Genomic DNA, 13,791 nt, shown 5'->3' with positions numbered 1-13,791 from the left:
CGTCATTTGGAGCTTTCAATCGGGTTTACCCGAGCAAGCCGAAGGGCCTTCTGCTATACTTGAGCGAATTACTCAAGCAAACGAACTTCGCGATGAAGAACCGGCTCCTACCGACTGGATCACCAGCGGAAAGTGGGTCGGGAAGGGCGGAGACGGCGTCACCGAAGCCCACAACAGCCGCGGTGTCATTTCAACGGTAAGCACTCAAAGGAGCTTGCGATGCGTCTCACTACCAAAGGCCGTTTTGCGGTCACAGCCATGATCGATCTGGCGCTGCGCCAGAACACCGGTCCGGTCACGCTGGCCGCGATCAGCCAGCGGCAGCAGATTTCCCTTTCGTACCTCGAACAGCTGTTCGGCAAGCTGCGCCGTCACGAGTTGGTCGAGTCGACCCGCGGCCCCGGCGGCGGCTATTCGCTCGGCCGCAAGGCAGCGGATATCACCGTGGCCGACATCATTGTTTCCGTCGATGAACCCATCGATGCCACGCAATGCGGCGGCAAGGAAAACTGCCTGGGTGAAGCCGGCCGTTGCATGACCCATGAGCTGTGGGCATCGCTGAACCAGCGCATGGTCGAGTTCCTCGATTCCGTCACACTGCAGAAGCTGGTGGACGACCAGCTCGCCAAGGGCGTGCAGATCGAGAACAAGCCGGCGGTCAAGCGCGCGATTTCGAGCCAGCCGGTGGTCAAGCCGATCCGGGTCAACGCCCCGAATTCGGTGTTCGCACTGGGCAACGTCTTCGCCAAGTCGTGATCGGGGGCGCCTCGCGGCGCCGCTCGATCCGCTTTGACCCCGTTTCGACAAAGATAAACCCCCGCCAGCCTGAGCCAGCCATGGACGTCACTCCTCATTTCCCGATCTATCTCGACTACGGCGCGACGACGCCGGTCGATCCGCGCGTCGTCGACGCGATGATTCCCTGGTTGCGAGAGCACTTCGGCAACCCGGCATCGCGCAGCCACGCCTGGGGCTGGGAAGCGGAGGAGGTCGTCGAGAAGGCGCGTGCCGACGTGGCCGACCTGATCGGCGCCGACCCGCGCGAAATCGTCTGGACTTCGGGCGCCACCGAGTCGAACAACCTCGCGCTCAAGGGCGCGGCGCAGTTCTACAAGGGCAAGGGCAAGCACCTGATCACGGTCAAGACCGAGCACAAGGCCGTGCTCGACACCATGCGTGAACTCGAGCGCCAGGGCTTCGAAGTGAGCTACCTGGACGTGCAGGAAAACGGCCTGCTCGATCTCGAGGTCTTCAAGGCCGCGATTCGCCCCGACACCGTCCTCGCGAGCGTGATGTTCGTGAACAACGAGATCGGCGTGATCCAGGACGTGGTGACGCTCGGCAACATCTGCCGCGAAAAGGGCGTGATCTTCCACGTCGATGCGGCGCAGGCCACCGGCAAGGTCGAGATCGACGTCAAGAACCTGCCGATCGACCTCATGAGCCTGGCTTCGCACAAGACCTACGGCCCCAAGGGCATCGGCGCGCTGTACGTGCGTCGCAAGCCGCGCGTGCGGCTGGAAGCCCAGATGCACGGCGGCGGCCATGAGCGCGGCATGCGCTCGGGCACTCTGCCCACCCACCAGATCGTCGGCATGGGCGAGGCTTTCCGCCTTGCCAAGCTCGAGATGAAGGAAGACATTGTCAAGGCGCGTGCCTTGCAGCAGCGCCTGCTCAACGGCCTGAAGGACGTCGAGCAGGTCTTCATCAACGGCGACCTCGAACACCGCGTGCCGCACAACCTCAACATGAGCTTCAACTATGTCGAGGGCGAGTCGCTGATCATGGGCATCAAGGGCCTGGCGGTGTCGAGCGGTTCGGCCTGCACCTCGGCCAGCCTGGAGCCCAGCTATGTGCTGCGCGCGCTCGGCCGTAGCGACGAGCTCGCGCACAGCAGCCTGCGCATGACGATCGGCCGCTTCACGACCGCGGAAGAAATCGACTACGCGATCTCCACCATCAAGCACAACGTCGCCAAGCTCCGCGAGCTGAGCCCCCTGTGGGAAATGTTCCAGGACGGCATCGACATCAGCACGATCCAGTGGTCGGCGCATTGAACAAAGACTGAGAGGTACACCCATGGCATATTCATCCAAGGTCATCGACCACTATGAAAACCCCCGCAACGTCGGCTCCTTCGAAAAGGGCGACGACTCGGTGGGCACGGGCATGGTCGGCGCACCGGCGTGCGGCGACGTCATGAAGCTGCAGATCAAGGTCAACCCGGAAACCGGTGTGATCGAAGACGCGCGCTTCAAGACCTATGGTTGCGGCTCGGCGATCGCGTCCTCTTCCCTCGTGACCGAATGGGTCAAGGGCAAGACCCTCGACCAAGCGGCCGCGCTGAAGAATGCGCAGATCGCCGAAGAACTGGCGCTGCCGCCGGTCAAGATCCACTGCTCGATCCTCGCGGAAGACGCGATCAAGGCGGCCGTCAGCGACTACAAGGCCAAGCACGGCGCTACCGTGGCAAGCACGGAAGCTGCTCACTGACATGGCTGTGACCCTCACCGAATCGGCCGCGCGCCACGTCACCCGCTACCTCGGGAAGCGGGGCAAGGGCGTGGGCGTGCGGCTGGGCGTCAAGACCACGGGCTGCTCGGGCCTGGCCTACAAGCTCGAGTACGTGGACGAACTGGCGCCCGAAGATGTCGTGTTCGAAGACCATGGCGTGAAAGTGCTGGTCGACCCCAAGAGCTTGGCGTACATCGACGGCACGCAGCTGGATTTCGTGCGGGAAGGCCTCAACGAGGGCTTCAAGTTCAACAACCCGAACGAACGCGACCGCTGCGGCTGCGGCGAAAGCTTCCGCATCTGATTTCCGATCGGCTTCGCGCCCGAGCCGCCACCATGTCATGTGCTGGCGGCTTTTTATCGCCATGAACCTGAACGACACCGACTTCGAACTTTTCGCCGTGCCTGCCCGCTTTGCGCAGGACCGTGCCGCGCTGGACGCGCGCTGGAAGGAACTGCAGCGCGAGGCGCACCCCGATCGCTTTGCGGCCCAGGGCGCTGCGGCACAGCGTGTCGCGATGCAGTGGTCGGTGCGCATCAATGAGGCCTATCAGCGGCTCAAGGACCCGATCAAGCGGGCGAGCTATTTGTGCGCGCTGAACGGCTCCCCCATCGATGCCGAGAAAAACACGGCGATGCCCCCGGATTTCCTCCATCAGCAGATGGAATGGCGGGAGGAGCTCGATGACGCGCGCGACGCCGCCGCGCTCGACAAGCTGCGCGCGGAGGTCGAGGTTGGCCGCGCTCGTGCGCTGTCCTCGCTCGACTGGCTGATCGACGAGAAAGGCGATTACCCCGGCGCGGCGCGCCAGGTGAGAGCCCTCATGTTCATAGAGCGCTTTGCACAGGACATCGAAGCCAAGTCCGAGCAGTGGGGACAATAGCGGGATGAATTGCCCCCACGTTCATCACTTCGTGTATTCGCTGCCCCCCGAGGGGGCGCAGGCCCCCCTCGGGGCGGCCCGGCGGGAGGCCTGATGCCATTGCTCCAGATTTCAGAACCCGGCCAGGCGCCGGATCCGCACCAGCGCCGCATCGCGGTCGGCATCGACCTCGGCACCACGCATTCGCTGGTGGCGGCGGTGCGCAGCGGCGTGGCCGAATGCCTGCCCGACGCCGAAGGCCGCGTGGTGCTGCCGTCGGCCGTGCGCTACCTCGACAAGGATCGCCGCCAGATCGGCTTCGATGCGCTGGCCGCGCGTGCCGTCGACCCGGCCAACGTCATCACCTCGGTCAAGCGGCTGATGGGGCGCGGCGTGCAGGACATCGTCAACCGCGATGCCATGGCCTACCGCCTGAGCGGCGATGCGGGTATGGCCAAGGTGCAGACCGCGGCCGGCGAGAAGTCGCCGGTCGAGGTGAGCGCCGAAATCCTCGCGACCTTGCGCTATCGGGCCGAGGACACCTTCGACGACGAGCTCTACGGGGCCGTGATCACCGTGCCCGCGTACTTCGACGAAGGCCAGCGCCAAGCCACCAAGGATGCGGCCCAGCTTGCCGGGCTCAACGTGCTGCGCCTGATCAGCGAACCGACGGCGGCCGCGATCGCCTACGGCCTGGACAACGCGAGCGAGGGCGTCTACGCGGTCTACGACCTCGGCGGCGGCACCTTCGACATCTCGATCCTGAGGCTCACGCAGGGCGTGTTCGAAGTCATCGCCACCGGCGGCGACTCGGCGCTCGGCGGCGACGACTACGACCATGCGCTCGCCGATCTCGTGCTGGCGCAAGCCGGTCTCGAGGCGCAAAGCGACGTCGACAAGGCCATGCTGCTGGTGGCCGCGCGGGCCGCCAAGGAGGCGCTGACGGCTGCCGAATCCGCCACTTTCGCGGCGGACGTGGCAGACACCCCGCTGCGCGTCGAAATCCGGCGCGAGCAGTTCGAGGCCGCCACCGCCAGCCTCACCGCACGCACCATCGCGGCCGTGCGCAAGGCGCTGCGCGATGCCCGGCTCCAGCCGGGCGAGCTGCAGGGCATCGTGCTGGTCGGCGGTGCCACGCGCATGCCGCAGATTCGGCATGCCGTCGCCGCATTCTTCGGCCGCGAGCCGCTGATCAACCTGAACCCCGACGAAGTCGTCGCGCTCGGCGCCGCGATCCAGGCCAACCAGCTCGCCGGCAACGGCGGCGCCGACGACCTGCTGCTGCTCGACGTGATTCCACTCTCGCTCGGCATCGAGACCATGGGCGGCTTGGTCGAGCGCATCGTGCCACGCAACCAGACCATCCCGACGGCCATGGCGCAGGACTTCACGACCTACCAGGACGGCCAGACCGCATTGGCACTGCACGTGGTGCAGGGCGAGCGCGACCTGGTCGCCGATTGCCGCAGCCTCGCGCGTTTCGAGCTGCGCGGGATTCCGCCGATGGCTGCGGGCGCCGCACGCATCCGCGTCACCTTCACAGTCGATGCCGATGGGCTGCTCAGCGTGAGCGCGAAGGAGCAAGGCAGCGGCGTGGAAGCGAGCGTCACGGTGAAGCCGTCCTACGGCCTTTCCGACGACCAGATCGCGTCCATGCTGCAGGAAAGCTTCTCGACCGCGGAGCAGGATATGCAGGCGCGTGCGCTGGTCGAGGCGCGCGTGGATGCCGATCGCATGCTGCTGGCCACGCAGAGCGCGCTGAATGCCGATGGCGAGCTCCTGAGCGCCGAGGAGCGCGGGGCGATCGAGGCGCTGATGGCCGCGCTGCGCGAGGCGCGAACAGCCAACGACGCAGCGGTCGTCGAAGCCGCGACCAAGGCATTGGCGGATGGCACCGAAGCCTTTGCCGCCGAGCGAATGAATGCGGGCATCGCGCGTGCGCTCTCGGGCCGCCAGATCGAATCTCTCTAGAACCCTCAATGCCCACGATCAAGATCCTTCCTCATTCCGAGTATTGCCCGCAGGGCGCCGAGATCAGCGCGCCGGCCGGCACCTCGATCTGCGAGGCGCTGCTCGAGAACCACATCCATATCGAACACGCCTGCGAGATGAGCTGCGCCTGCACCACCTGCCACGTCGTGGTGCGCAAGGGGCTCGAATCGTTGAACGAGGCGGAAGAGGGCGAGGAAGACCTGCTCGACCGCGCCTGGGGACTCGAGCCGCAGTCACGGCTGAGCTGTCAGGCGATACTGGGGCAGACCGATCTGACGGTCGAGATTCCGAAATATTCGATCAACCACGCCAAGGAAAACCACTGATGACGCGCCAGATCGTCCTGGACACCGAAACCACAGGACTTTCGGCAGAGAACGGCGACCGCGTCATCGAGCTCGGCTGCGTCGAGCTGTTCAATCGCAAGCTCACCGGCAACGACCTGCACATCTATTTCAATCCGGAGCGCGAGAGCCACGAAGACGCGCTCAAGGTCCACGGACTGACGACCGATTTCCTGCGCGACAAGCCGAAGTTCGTCACGCTCGCGAACGACATCGTCGAGTACTTGCGCGATGCCGAGCTGATCATCCACAACGCGGCCTTCGACGTCGGCTTCCTCAACAAGGAATTCGAGCTTGCCGGCCTGTCGCCGCTGCGCAGTTTCGTCGGCGAAGTCACCGATACGCTGGCGATGGCGAAGGCGGTCTACCCTGGCAAGCGCAATTCGCTGGACGCGCTGTGCGACCGCTTCGGCGTCGACCGCTCGAACCGCACCTTCCACGGCGCCAAGCTGGATGCGCAGTTGCTGGCCGACGTCTACATCAACCTGACGCGCGGCCAGGATGCGCTCCTGATCGACGTCGCATCGAACGAGCCGACCACGGGCACGGTGGTGATGATCGATCTGCGCAGCATCGAACTGCCCGTGCTGGTGGCGACCGAGCACGAACTCGCCGCCCACGAAGAACTGCTGCTGCAGCTCGACAAATCCAGCAAAGGCCAAACGCTTTTCCGGCAAATCGACGGAAACGCTGTGGCATAATTGCGGGCTTCGCGCCACACGGCACGAAAATCCATCTGGCGCACCGAGCGTCGGACATCATTTGATTCGACGCCGATGGCGTCGAGGGGCGGTTAGCTCAGGGGTAGAGCACAGCATTCACACTGCTGGGGTCGGAGGTTCGAAGCCTCCACCGCCCACCAATTTCCTTTTTCCTTATCCTGTTTGTTGTGTCGGCTGGTGCCGACGCCAACTGCGGCAGTGCGCTGCTTGTCGCGCGCCGCAAAGCGCGTAGAACGCTAGGGAAAGGAGAAGCGACCATGGCCACGAGTCCCGATCTTCCGACGCCCATCACCTCCGATCCGCCTGACGTGCCGGAGCTTCCGGTCGAGCCGGACGAAGGTCCCGCCACCCCGCCGGGCGGTCCTTCGGATCCCGAAAACCCGTTCCCCGCCCAGCCGGAGTGAACCTGGCGGGCGCGGGCCCGCTAAGCTCGCCGGATGGATGAATTCGATTGCGCTGTCATCGGCGCCGGTGTCGTGGGCCTGGCCGTTGCCCGAGCGCTTGCGCTCAAAGGCCGCGAGGTGGTCGTGCTCGAGGCCGAAGGCGCCATCGGCACCGGCACCAGCTCCCGCAACAGCGAGGTGATCCACGCGGGCATCTACTACCCCGAGGGTTCGCTCAAGGCGCGTCTGTGCGTCGAAGGCAAGCAGTTGCTCTACGACTACGCGGCCGAGCGCGGCCTGCCGCACCGGCGCTGCGGCAAGCTGATCGTGGCCACGGCGCCGACGCAGGTCGCGCAATTGGACGCGATCGCCGCCAAGGCGCGGGCCAATGACGTCGACGATCTCGTGCTGCTCACGCGGGAGCAGGCGCGCGCGATGGAGCCGCAGCTCGAATGCCTGGCCGCTCTGCATTCGCCGAGCACCGGCATCGTCGACAGCCATGCGCTGATGCTGAGCCTGCAGGGCGATCTCGAGCATGCGGGCGGCGTCCTCGCCCTCAAGTCAGCGGTCGTGCGCGCAGAGTGCGCGCACGGCGTCGTCGTCTTGGTGGCCCAGGACGGCACCGCCCTGCGTTGCAACAGCGTCGTGAACGCGGCCGGTCTCGCCGCGCCCGCACTCGCACGGCGCTTCGACGGTTTGCCTGCGAGCGCAGTGCCGTCGGCCCATTTCGCCAAGGGCAGCTACTTCACGCTGGCGGGCCGCGCGCCTTTCAGTCGTTTGATCTACCCGGTGCCCGAAGCGGCAGGCCTGGGCGTGCACTTGACGCTCGATCTGGGCGGCCAGGCCAAGTTCGGCCCCGACGTGCAGTGGGTCGATTCACCCGACGACCTGGTGGTCGATCCGAAGCGCGGCGACGGCTTCTATGCCGAGGTGCGCAAGTACTGGCCGGCGTTGCCGGACGGCGCGCTCATCCCCGGGTACGCCGGCATCCGGCCGAAGGTGTCCGGCCCGGGCGAGGCGGCGCGCGATTTTCTGATCGAGGGCCCGGCCACGCACGGCGTTCCGGGGCTGGTCAATCTGTTCGGCATCGAGTCGCCGGGGCTCACCAGCAGCCTCGCGATCGGCCGGCATGTGGCCGCATTGCTGCCGTAGACCCGCGCGGCCATGTACCATGGAACGCCACGCCGCTTGCCGGCGTGAAGCCGCCGGCACGGTGCCGGTGCAATCCACTGAGGGAAGATTTCAATGACTGCATCCTCAAATCTCGAAGCGGCTGCCAACGCCGTGGCCGAAGACATCGCCAGCGACGTTCGCGGTGTGCTCGCCAGCAAGGACCTCGACACCTTGCCGCACATCAAGGCCCTGCGCCAGCGCATCGACAGCAAACTGGCGATCGCACGCGAGCTCGCGGCCGAGAAGAGCAAGCTCGCCGCCAAGAAGGCGCGTGAAGCGGCCAACTCCGCCAATGCCTACGCCCATGACGAGCCGTGGCAAATCGCCGGTGCCGCCTTGGCGGTGGGTGTGCTGGTGGGTTTGCTGCTTGGTCGCCGCTGAGCCTCGCCGATTCGGCCGGCGCGAGGTCCTCGGGGGCCTCGCATGAGGCTGTTGTCCCTGTTCGGGCTGGACTCGCGCCTTCGCCGGCTGCGCATCGCAGCCAGCGAAGGCGCCCTGGCAGCCGAAGACCGTGTCCAGCTGCTGCAGCTGGCATGGGAAGAAGAAAAGCAGCGCCTGCAGCTGATGCTGGTCCTGGTGATCGCGGTGATCGGGCTCACGACGGTCGCCGTCGCCTTGCTGTCGGTGGCGGTGGTCGTGCATTTCTGGGAGACGCCGAACCGCGTTGCGGCCGCCTGGGCAGTGGCGGCGATATGGATCGCGCTCTGGCTGGTTGCGGCCGTGGCGTTGATGAGCACCTTGCGCAAGACCTCGGAAGCCTTCGGCCCCGCACGCCACGAGTTCGAGCGCGATTGGGAATGGGTTCAAGACCGCTTCGGTCTCGGCGACGAGGCCGAAGCGCCACCGCGTGAGCCCAGGCCCCAGAGCCGCGAAGAACTGCTCGAGCGCATCGCGCGCCAGCGCGAGCGCATCGCGACGCTGCAGGGCGCGTCGTCGAAGAAGGCCGACGCGCCGCCTGATGACGAGTCCCCCGGCGCCGCAGCGCTGCGGATCGCGCGCGAGCATCCGGTGGCGACCGGCGTCGTGACCGCGGCGGCCGTGGCGGTGCTCGGTCCGCGCCGCCTGCTGCGCTGGGCGGCCATCGTCGTGCCGGTGCTGTGGCGGATGCGCTGATCATCCGGGAAGACGCTCAGGCGCTGCGCTTGCGCAGTGCCTGAGCTGCCTGGCGCACCAGCGCCGGGCCCCGGTAGATCAGCCCGGTGTAGATCTGCACGAGATCGGCGCCGGCGGCGATCTTGGCCTCGGCATCGGCGGCGCTCAGGATGCCGCCGACGCCGATGATCGGAAAATCACTGCCCAGTGCCGATCGCAGCTGGCGGATCACGCGATTGCTCGCTTCCCTGACCGGCGCACCCGAGAGGCCGCCGGCTTCGTTCGCATGCGGCAGGCCCGTCACCGCGTCACGCGCCAGCGTGGTGTTGGTGGCGACCACGCCGTCCATGCCGTGGCGGCGCAGCGTGGCCGCGATCACCCGAACCTGGGCCTCGTCGAGATCCGGTGCGATCTTCACGAACAGCGGAACCCGCTTGCCATGCCGTGCGGCGAGCGCAGCGCGCTTGTCCGCCACCGCCCCGAGCAGCGCATCGAGCGCCTCGTCGCTCTGGAGCGAACGCAGATTGGCGGTGTTGGGGCTGGAGATGTTGATCGTCACGTAGTCGGCATGCGGGTAGACGCCGTCGAGGCAGACAAGGTAGTCGTCGACTGCACGCTCGATCGGCGTCGCGGCGTTCTTGCCGATGTTGAGCCCCAGCAGCATCGGCCGCTTGGAGCCGTTGCGGCGAAAGCGCGCGCGCTGCACGTTGGCCAGGAAGGCCTCGAGCCCTTCGTTGTTGAAGCCGAGCCGGTTGATCAGCGCGTCACGCTGCGGCAGGCGGAACATGCGCGGCTTCGGATTGCCCGGCTGCGCCTTCGGCGTGACCGTGCCGACTTCGACGAAGCCGAAGCCCATGGCGGCAAAGGCATCGATGCAGCGGGCGTTCTTGTCGAGTCCGGCAGCGAGCCCGACCCGGTTCGGGAACGAGAGGCCGGCGAGCGTGCGCCGGTCCTCGATGCGGGGCGCCGCATAGACGCAGGCCAGCGGCGTGTTCTGCGTGCGCGCGAGCGCGTCGAGCGTCAGCTCATGGGCGTGCTCGGGATCGAAGCCGAAGAGGAAAGGTCGGGCAAGACCGTAAAGAGAGGAGGGGAGCAGCAGGGACATCGGATAATTCTGGACTTCGTAGCCCCAAGGATTCTCTCCGATGACTTCCCCCGCTCCCGCATCGGCCCTGACCCAGGACGAACTCAAGGCGCAGGTCGGCCGCGCCGCGCTCGCCCACGTGGTGAAGGGAGAGATCGTCGGCGTCGGCACCGGCTCGACGGTGAACAAGTTCATCGACGCGCTGGCGACGATCAAGGGCGACATCCGCGGCGCGGTGTCCAGCTCGGTGGCGTCGACCGAACGCCTGCATGCGCTGGGCATCCCGGTGTTCGACAGCAACGAGGTCGAGGAACTGGCTGTGTACATCGACGGCGCCGACGAGATCGACGGCCGCGGCTACATGATCAAGGGCGGTGGCGCCGCGCTCACGCGCGAAAAGATCGTCGCCGCCCAGTCCAGGCGCTTCGTCTGCATTGCAGATTCTTCCAAGCGCGTGAACACGCTCGGCGCATTCCCGCTGCCGGTCGAGGTGATCCCGATGGCGGCGCAGCGCGTGATACGGCAGTTCGCGCGGCTCGGCGGCATGGCCCAGGTGCGCGAGAAGGACGGCGTGGCGCTGGTCACCGACAACGGCCAGCACATCATCGACGTGACGGGCCTCCGGATCACCGACCCCCTGGGCTTCGAGAGCGAAGTGAATCAATGGCCCGGCGTGGTCACCGTGGGGGTTTTCGCCCACCAACGGGCCAACGTGTGTCTGCTGGGCACGCCGTCCGGCGTGCAGACGCTTCGCTTCGACTGAGCGAGGGTCAGGCCGGCGCCGGGCCGCCCCAAGGCGGCCTGCGGCCCCCTCGGGGGGCAACGAGTACGCGAAGCGACGGAGCGTGGGGGCTATTGATTCAGAACTTGATGCCGGCCGGATTGCTCGGTGTCGGGCCGGTCGCAGCAGGCGGCGGCGGGGTAGATGGCGCAGGCGCAGCACGCTGGGGCTGCGCCGCAGGCGCTGGCTGGGCAGCCACAAGGGGCTGCGCCGGCGGATTGCGGTAGCTCGCCGGCAACTGGGCGCTCTTGGGATAGCCGGCCGCGTCGAGATACTGCGACCACTCGGCATCCGAAAAACCCTTGAGCTGCTGCGTGCCGATGGACAGCAGCGGCAGCGAGGCCTGGCCGCTCAAGCGCTGCAGCGCCTCCACGTCCTCGTTGCTCTTGATGGTCCGTTCGTCGAAGGGGATTCCGCGTGTCACCAGCAGCGAGCGGCCCGCGCCGCAGGGCCCGCACTCGTCGCTGGTGTAGAGCGTGACCGGGTACCGTTGCGCAACCTGCCGCAGCTCGTAGGGCAGGCCGGCGCTGGCACCCGCCGCGCTGCCGCCGCGCGGCGTCGCGGGTTGCGCATTGGCGGCAGGCGGCTGGTCCGAGAAGGTGACCTTGCCGTTCTTGTCGACATGGCGGTAGACCGGCTGCGCCAGGGCGGCGCCGGCGGCGAGCAGCAGGGCGAGGCCTGAGAGATGTGCGTTGAGCTTCATCGATGACTTTCGTGATCCGATGGAGCGGAGTATCTCAGGCCGCGCGGGCGCCGCGCCATCTCAGGCCGGCTGCGCCTCGGTCATTCCCTGGTGTCGCAGCAGCGCATCGAGCTGCGGCTCGCGGCCCCGGAAGGCCTTGAAGGACTCCATCGCGCTGCGGCTGCCGCCGGCCTCGAGGATGGCCTGGCGGTATTTGCGGCCGGTCTCGATGCTCGGCTCTCCATTGGCGCCGGCGGTTTCCTCGAAGGCCGCGTAGGCGTCGGCGCTCAGCACCTCGGCCCACTTGTAGCTGTAGTAGCCGGCCGCGTAGCCGCCCGAGAAGATGTGGCTGAAGGTGTTGGGCGTGCGGCTGAAGGGTGGCGAAGGCATCACCGCGACCTCGTCGCGCACCTTGCCGAGCAGCGCCATCACGTCGCCCGGCTGGGCGCCGGCGGCGTCGTATTCAGTGTGCAGCAGCATGTCGAACAGCGAGAACTCGATCTGGCGCAGCGTCTGCAGGCCGCTCTGGAAGTTCTTGGCCGCGGTCATCTTGTCGAACAGCGCGCGCGGCAGCGGTTCGCCGGTGTCGACGTGCGAGGTCATGTGCGCCAGAACATCCCACTCCCAGCAGAAGTTCTCCATGAACTGGCTCGGCAGCTCGACGGCGTCCCACTCGACCCCGCTGATGCCCGAGACGTCGCGCTCGTTGACCTGCGTGAGCATGTGGTGCAGCCCGTGGCCGAACTCGTGGAACAGCGTCGTCACGTCGTCGTGCGTAAGCAGCGGCGGCTTGCCGTCGACGCCCTCGGCGAAGTTGCAGACCAGTTGCGCGACCGGCGTCTGCAGCGCGCCGGTGTCGGGCCTGAGCCAGCGGGCGCGCACATCATCCATCCAGGCGCCGCCGCGCTTGGCGGCACGGGCCGCCGGATCGAGATAGAACTGGCCGACCTTCTGCCCCGCGCGTTCGATGCGGTAGACCTGGACGCTCGGATGCCACACGGGCGCACTGTCGCGATGGATCGACACCTCGAACAGCGTCTCGACGATCTTGAACAGGCCGGCCATGACCTTCGGCGCGGTGAAGTACTGCTTGACCTCCTGCTCGCTGAAGGCGTAGCGCGCTTCCTTGAGCTTCTCGCCGATGTAGCTCCAGTCCCAGGGTTGCGGGTCGACGATGCCGAGTTGCTGCGCCGCGAACACGCGCAGGTCGGCCAGGTCGCGCTCGCCGTAGGGTTTGGCCTTGGCCGCGAGATCGCGCAGGAACTTGATGACCTGTCCGGCCGATTCCGCCATCTTGGGCACGATGGAAAGCTCGCCGAAGTTGGGATAGCCCAGGAGCTTCGCTTCCTCCTGGCGCAGCGCGAGGATCTCGCGGATCAGTTCGGTGTTGTCGAAGGCGGGGTCACCGAATTCGCTGGCGCGCGTGACGTAGGCGCGATAGAGCTTCTCGCGCAGGGCGCTGCTCCTGGCGAACTGCATGACCGGCAGGTAGGAGGGCATCTTCAGCGTGAGCTTGTAGCCTTCCTTGCCCTCGGCTTCGGCCGCCGCGCGCGCCGCGCTGACCACGTCTTCCGGCAGGCCCTCGAGTTCGCCGAGTTGGGTGTAGTACGCGAACGCATCGGTCGCGTCGAGCGCGTTCTCGCTGAACTTCTGGCTCAGCTCGGCCTGGCGTTCCTGGATTTCCGCAAAGCGCTTCTTCGCCTCGCCCTGCAATTCGGCGCCGCCGAGCACGAAGTTGCGCACGGCGTAGAGGTGCGCCTGGCGCTGCTCGGGATTCAGGGTCGCCGGATCGATCGCCTTGTATTTGGCATAGAGCCGCTCGTCGGAGCCGAGGCGGGTCCAGAAGGCGGTGACGCGGGGCATCGCTTCGTTGTAGGCGGCGCGCAGCTCCGGCGTGTCGGCGACCGCGTTGAGATGGCCCGCGGCGCCCCAGGCGCGGCTGAAACGCTCCGAGGCGACGTCGAGCACCTTGGCGATCGCGGTCCAGTCGGCCGGGAATTCGGGCGTGGTCGCTGCCTGCAATGCGGCCTCGGCGTCGGCGAGCAGCACATCGACGGCGGGCGCGACATGCTCGGGCCTGATCCGGTCGAACAGCGGGAGGTCGTTGAAGTCGAGGAGCGGATTGGTCATGGTCTTGTTCAGATGGCGGGCAGGGGGCTCG

At 66.9% G+C, this 13,791-nt stretch carries 16 protein-coding genes and 1 tRNA gene; 14 read left to right on the top strand and 3 right to left on the bottom strand.

Going from position 1 to position 13,791, the window contains the following annotated elements; translation table 11 throughout:
- Window positions 1–219: 219 nt before the first annotated feature.
- The 13 genes from iscR to BLS74_RS16615 all read left to right on the top strand — a co-directional run bounded on the left by iscR (window position 220) and on the right by BLS74_RS16615 (window position 9,104).
- Entirely contained in the window at window positions 220–756 is a 537-nt protein-coding gene (gene iscR / locus BLS74_RS16675) for a Fe-S cluster assembly transcriptional regulator IscR (protein WP_093108182.1), read from the top strand.
- An 80-nt stretch (window positions 757–836) separates the two neighbouring features.
- Window positions 837–2,057 (top strand): IscS subfamily cysteine desulfurase, encoded by a 1,221-nt coding sequence (locus BLS74_RS16670; protein ID WP_093108180.1) that lies wholly within the window; start codon window positions 837–839, stop codon window positions 2,055–2,057.
- 22 nt (window positions 2,058–2,079) lie between these two features.
- A complete protein-coding gene (gene iscU, locus BLS74_RS16665; protein WP_093108178.1) occupies window positions 2,080–2,493 on the top strand; it encodes a Fe-S cluster assembly scaffold IscU in 414 nt (137 codons plus the stop codon).
- 1 nt (window position 2,494) lies between these two features.
- On the top strand, window positions 2,495–2,818 hold the full coding sequence (gene iscA / locus BLS74_RS16660; RefSeq protein ID WP_093108176.1) for an iron-sulfur cluster assembly protein IscA: 324 nt from the start codon (window positions 2,495–2,497) through the stop codon (window positions 2,816–2,818).
- Window positions 2,819–2,879: 61 nt separating this feature from the next.
- Window positions 2,880–3,398 carry a Fe-S protein assembly co-chaperone HscB gene (gene hscB / locus BLS74_RS16655; RefSeq protein WP_093108174.1) on the top strand — a complete coding sequence of 173 codons (519 nt, stop codon included), beginning with the start codon at window positions 2,880–2,882 and terminating at the stop codon, window positions 3,396–3,398.
- Window positions 3,399–3,491: 93 nt separating this feature from the next.
- Window positions 3,492–5,348, top strand: coding sequence for a Fe-S protein assembly chaperone HscA (hscA, locus tag BLS74_RS16650; protein ID WP_093108172.1), 1,857 nt, complete (start codon window positions 3,492–3,494; stop codon window positions 5,346–5,348).
- Window positions 5,349–5,356: 8 nt separating this feature from the next.
- Complete coding sequence (gene fdx / locus BLS74_RS16645; RefSeq protein ID WP_093108170.1) at window positions 5,357–5,695, top strand: ISC system 2Fe-2S type ferredoxin; 339 nt, start codon at window positions 5,357–5,359, stop codon at window positions 5,693–5,695.
- Entirely contained in the window at window positions 5,695–6,414 is a 720-nt protein-coding gene (dnaQ, locus tag BLS74_RS16640) for a DNA polymerase III subunit epsilon (RefSeq protein WP_093108168.1), read from the top strand. The genes fdx and dnaQ overlap by 1 nt, the downstream gene beginning before the upstream one ends.
- An 86-nt stretch (window positions 6,415–6,500) precedes the next feature.
- Window positions 6,501–6,575: transfer RNA gene (locus BLS74_RS16635), tRNA-Val, on the top strand.
- 117 nt (window positions 6,576–6,692) lie between these two features.
- Window positions 6,693–6,839 (top strand): stereocilin, encoded by a 147-nt coding sequence (locus BLS74_RS16630; protein WP_093108166.1) that lies wholly within the window; start codon window positions 6,693–6,695, stop codon window positions 6,837–6,839.
- A 33-nt stretch (window positions 6,840–6,872) separates the two neighbouring features.
- Window positions 6,873–7,970, top strand: a complete 1,098-nt coding sequence (locus BLS74_RS16625; protein ID WP_093108164.1) for an NAD(P)/FAD-dependent oxidoreductase — start codon at window positions 6,873–6,875, stop codon at window positions 7,968–7,970.
- Window positions 7,971–8,063: 93 nt separating this feature from the next.
- Complete coding sequence (locus tag BLS74_RS16620; protein ID WP_093108162.1) at window positions 8,064–8,372, top strand: glycine zipper domain-containing protein; 309 nt, start codon at window positions 8,064–8,066, stop codon at window positions 8,370–8,372.
- Window positions 8,373–8,414: 42 nt separating this feature from the next.
- The gene (locus BLS74_RS16615; protein WP_093108160.1) at window positions 8,415–9,104 is read left to right on the top strand and encodes a phage holin family protein; all 690 of its coding nucleotides are present in this window, start codon (window positions 8,415–8,417) and stop codon (window positions 9,102–9,104) included.
- A gap of 16 nt (window positions 9,105–9,120) precedes the next feature.
- Here BLS74_RS16615 and BLS74_RS16610 read toward each other — a convergent pair whose 3' ends face one another.
- Entirely contained in the window at window positions 9,121–10,188 is a 1,068-nt protein-coding gene (locus tag BLS74_RS16610; RefSeq protein WP_093108158.1) for a quinone-dependent dihydroorotate dehydrogenase, read from the bottom strand.
- A 40-nt stretch (window positions 10,189–10,228) separates the two neighbouring features.
- Here BLS74_RS16610 and rpiA point away from each other — a divergent pair, with 40 nt between their 5' ends.
- Window positions 10,229–10,930: a ribose-5-phosphate isomerase RpiA gene (gene rpiA, locus BLS74_RS16605; RefSeq protein WP_093108156.1), complete on the top strand. Its 702-nt coding sequence runs from the start codon at window positions 10,229–10,231 to the stop codon at window positions 10,928–10,930.
- Window positions 10,931–11,027: 97 nt separating this feature from the next.
- Here rpiA and BLS74_RS16600 read toward each other — a convergent pair whose 3' ends face one another.
- Together BLS74_RS16600 and BLS74_RS16595 are read right to left on the bottom strand one after the other, a co-directional pair.
- Entirely contained in the window at window positions 11,028–11,651 is a 624-nt protein-coding gene (locus BLS74_RS16600) for a DUF4124 domain-containing protein (RefSeq protein WP_093108154.1), read from the bottom strand.
- 60 nt (window positions 11,652–11,711) lie between these two features.
- Complete coding sequence (locus tag BLS74_RS16595) at window positions 11,712–13,760, bottom strand: M3 family metallopeptidase (protein WP_093108152.1); 2,049 nt, start codon at window positions 13,758–13,760, stop codon at window positions 11,712–11,714.
- Between the last annotated feature and the right edge of the window lie 31 nt (window positions 13,761–13,791).

The sequence above is a fragment of the Variovorax sp. CF079 genome (genome assembly GCF_900101545.1).
GTDB lineage: Bacteria > Pseudomonadota > Gammaproteobacteria > Burkholderiales > Burkholderiaceae_C > Variovorax.
The sequence above is the reverse complement of the archived record's forward strand: the minus strand, read 5'-3'. Positions and strand labels throughout refer to the sequence as shown.

What these genes read in the sequence shown, in the direction of transcription:
- hscA (WP_093108172.1), top strand. Translation starts at nt 3,492, where the DNA reads ATGCCATTGCTCCAGATTTCAGAACCCGGCCAGGCGCCGGATCCGCAC.
- BLS74_RS16625 (WP_093108164.1), top strand. Translation starts at nt 6,873, where the DNA reads ATGGATGAATTCGATTGCGCTGTCATCGGCGCCGGTGTCGTGGGCCTG.
- iscR (WP_093108182.1), top strand. Translation starts at nt 220, where the DNA reads ATGCGTCTCACTACCAAAGGCCGTTTTGCGGTCACAGCCATGATCGAT.
- rpiA (WP_093108156.1), top strand. Translation starts at nt 10,229, where the DNA reads ATGACTTCCCCCGCTCCCGCATCGGCCCTGACCCAGGACGAACTCAAG.
- iscU (WP_093108178.1), top strand. Translation starts at nt 2,080, where the DNA reads ATGGCATATTCATCCAAGGTCATCGACCACTATGAAAACCCCCGCAAC.
- BLS74_RS16670 (WP_093108180.1), top strand. Translation starts at nt 837, where the DNA reads ATGGACGTCACTCCTCATTTCCCGATCTATCTCGACTACGGCGCGACG.
- BLS74_RS16600 (WP_093108154.1), bottom strand. Translation starts at nt 11,651, where the DNA reads ATGAAGCTCAACGCACATCTCTCAGGCCTCGCCCTGCTGCTCGCCGCC.
- dnaQ (WP_093108168.1), top strand. Translation starts at nt 5,695, where the DNA reads ATGACGCGCCAGATCGTCCTGGACACCGAAACCACAGGACTTTCGGCA.
- iscA (WP_093108176.1), top strand. Translation starts at nt 2,495, where the DNA reads ATGGCTGTGACCCTCACCGAATCGGCCGCGCGCCACGTCACCCGCTAC.
- BLS74_RS16595 (WP_093108152.1), bottom strand. Translation starts at nt 13,760, where the DNA reads ATGACCAATCCGCTCCTCGACTTCAACGACCTCCCGCTGTTCGACCGG.
- BLS74_RS16615 (WP_093108160.1), top strand. Translation starts at nt 8,415, where the DNA reads ATGAGGCTGTTGTCCCTGTTCGGGCTGGACTCGCGCCTTCGCCGGCTG.
- BLS74_RS16610 (WP_093108158.1), bottom strand. Translation starts at nt 10,188, where the DNA reads ATGTCCCTGCTGCTCCCCTCCTCTCTTTACGGTCTTGCCCGACCTTTC.
- hscB (WP_093108174.1), top strand. Translation starts at nt 2,880, where the DNA reads ATGAACCTGAACGACACCGACTTCGAACTTTTCGCCGTGCCTGCCCGC.
- BLS74_RS16630 (WP_093108166.1), top strand. Translation starts at nt 6,693, where the DNA reads ATGGCCACGAGTCCCGATCTTCCGACGCCCATCACCTCCGATCCGCCT.
- BLS74_RS16620 (WP_093108162.1), top strand. Translation starts at nt 8,064, where the DNA reads ATGACTGCATCCTCAAATCTCGAAGCGGCTGCCAACGCCGTGGCCGAA.
- fdx (WP_093108170.1), top strand. Translation starts at nt 5,357, where the DNA reads ATGCCCACGATCAAGATCCTTCCTCATTCCGAGTATTGCCCGCAGGGC.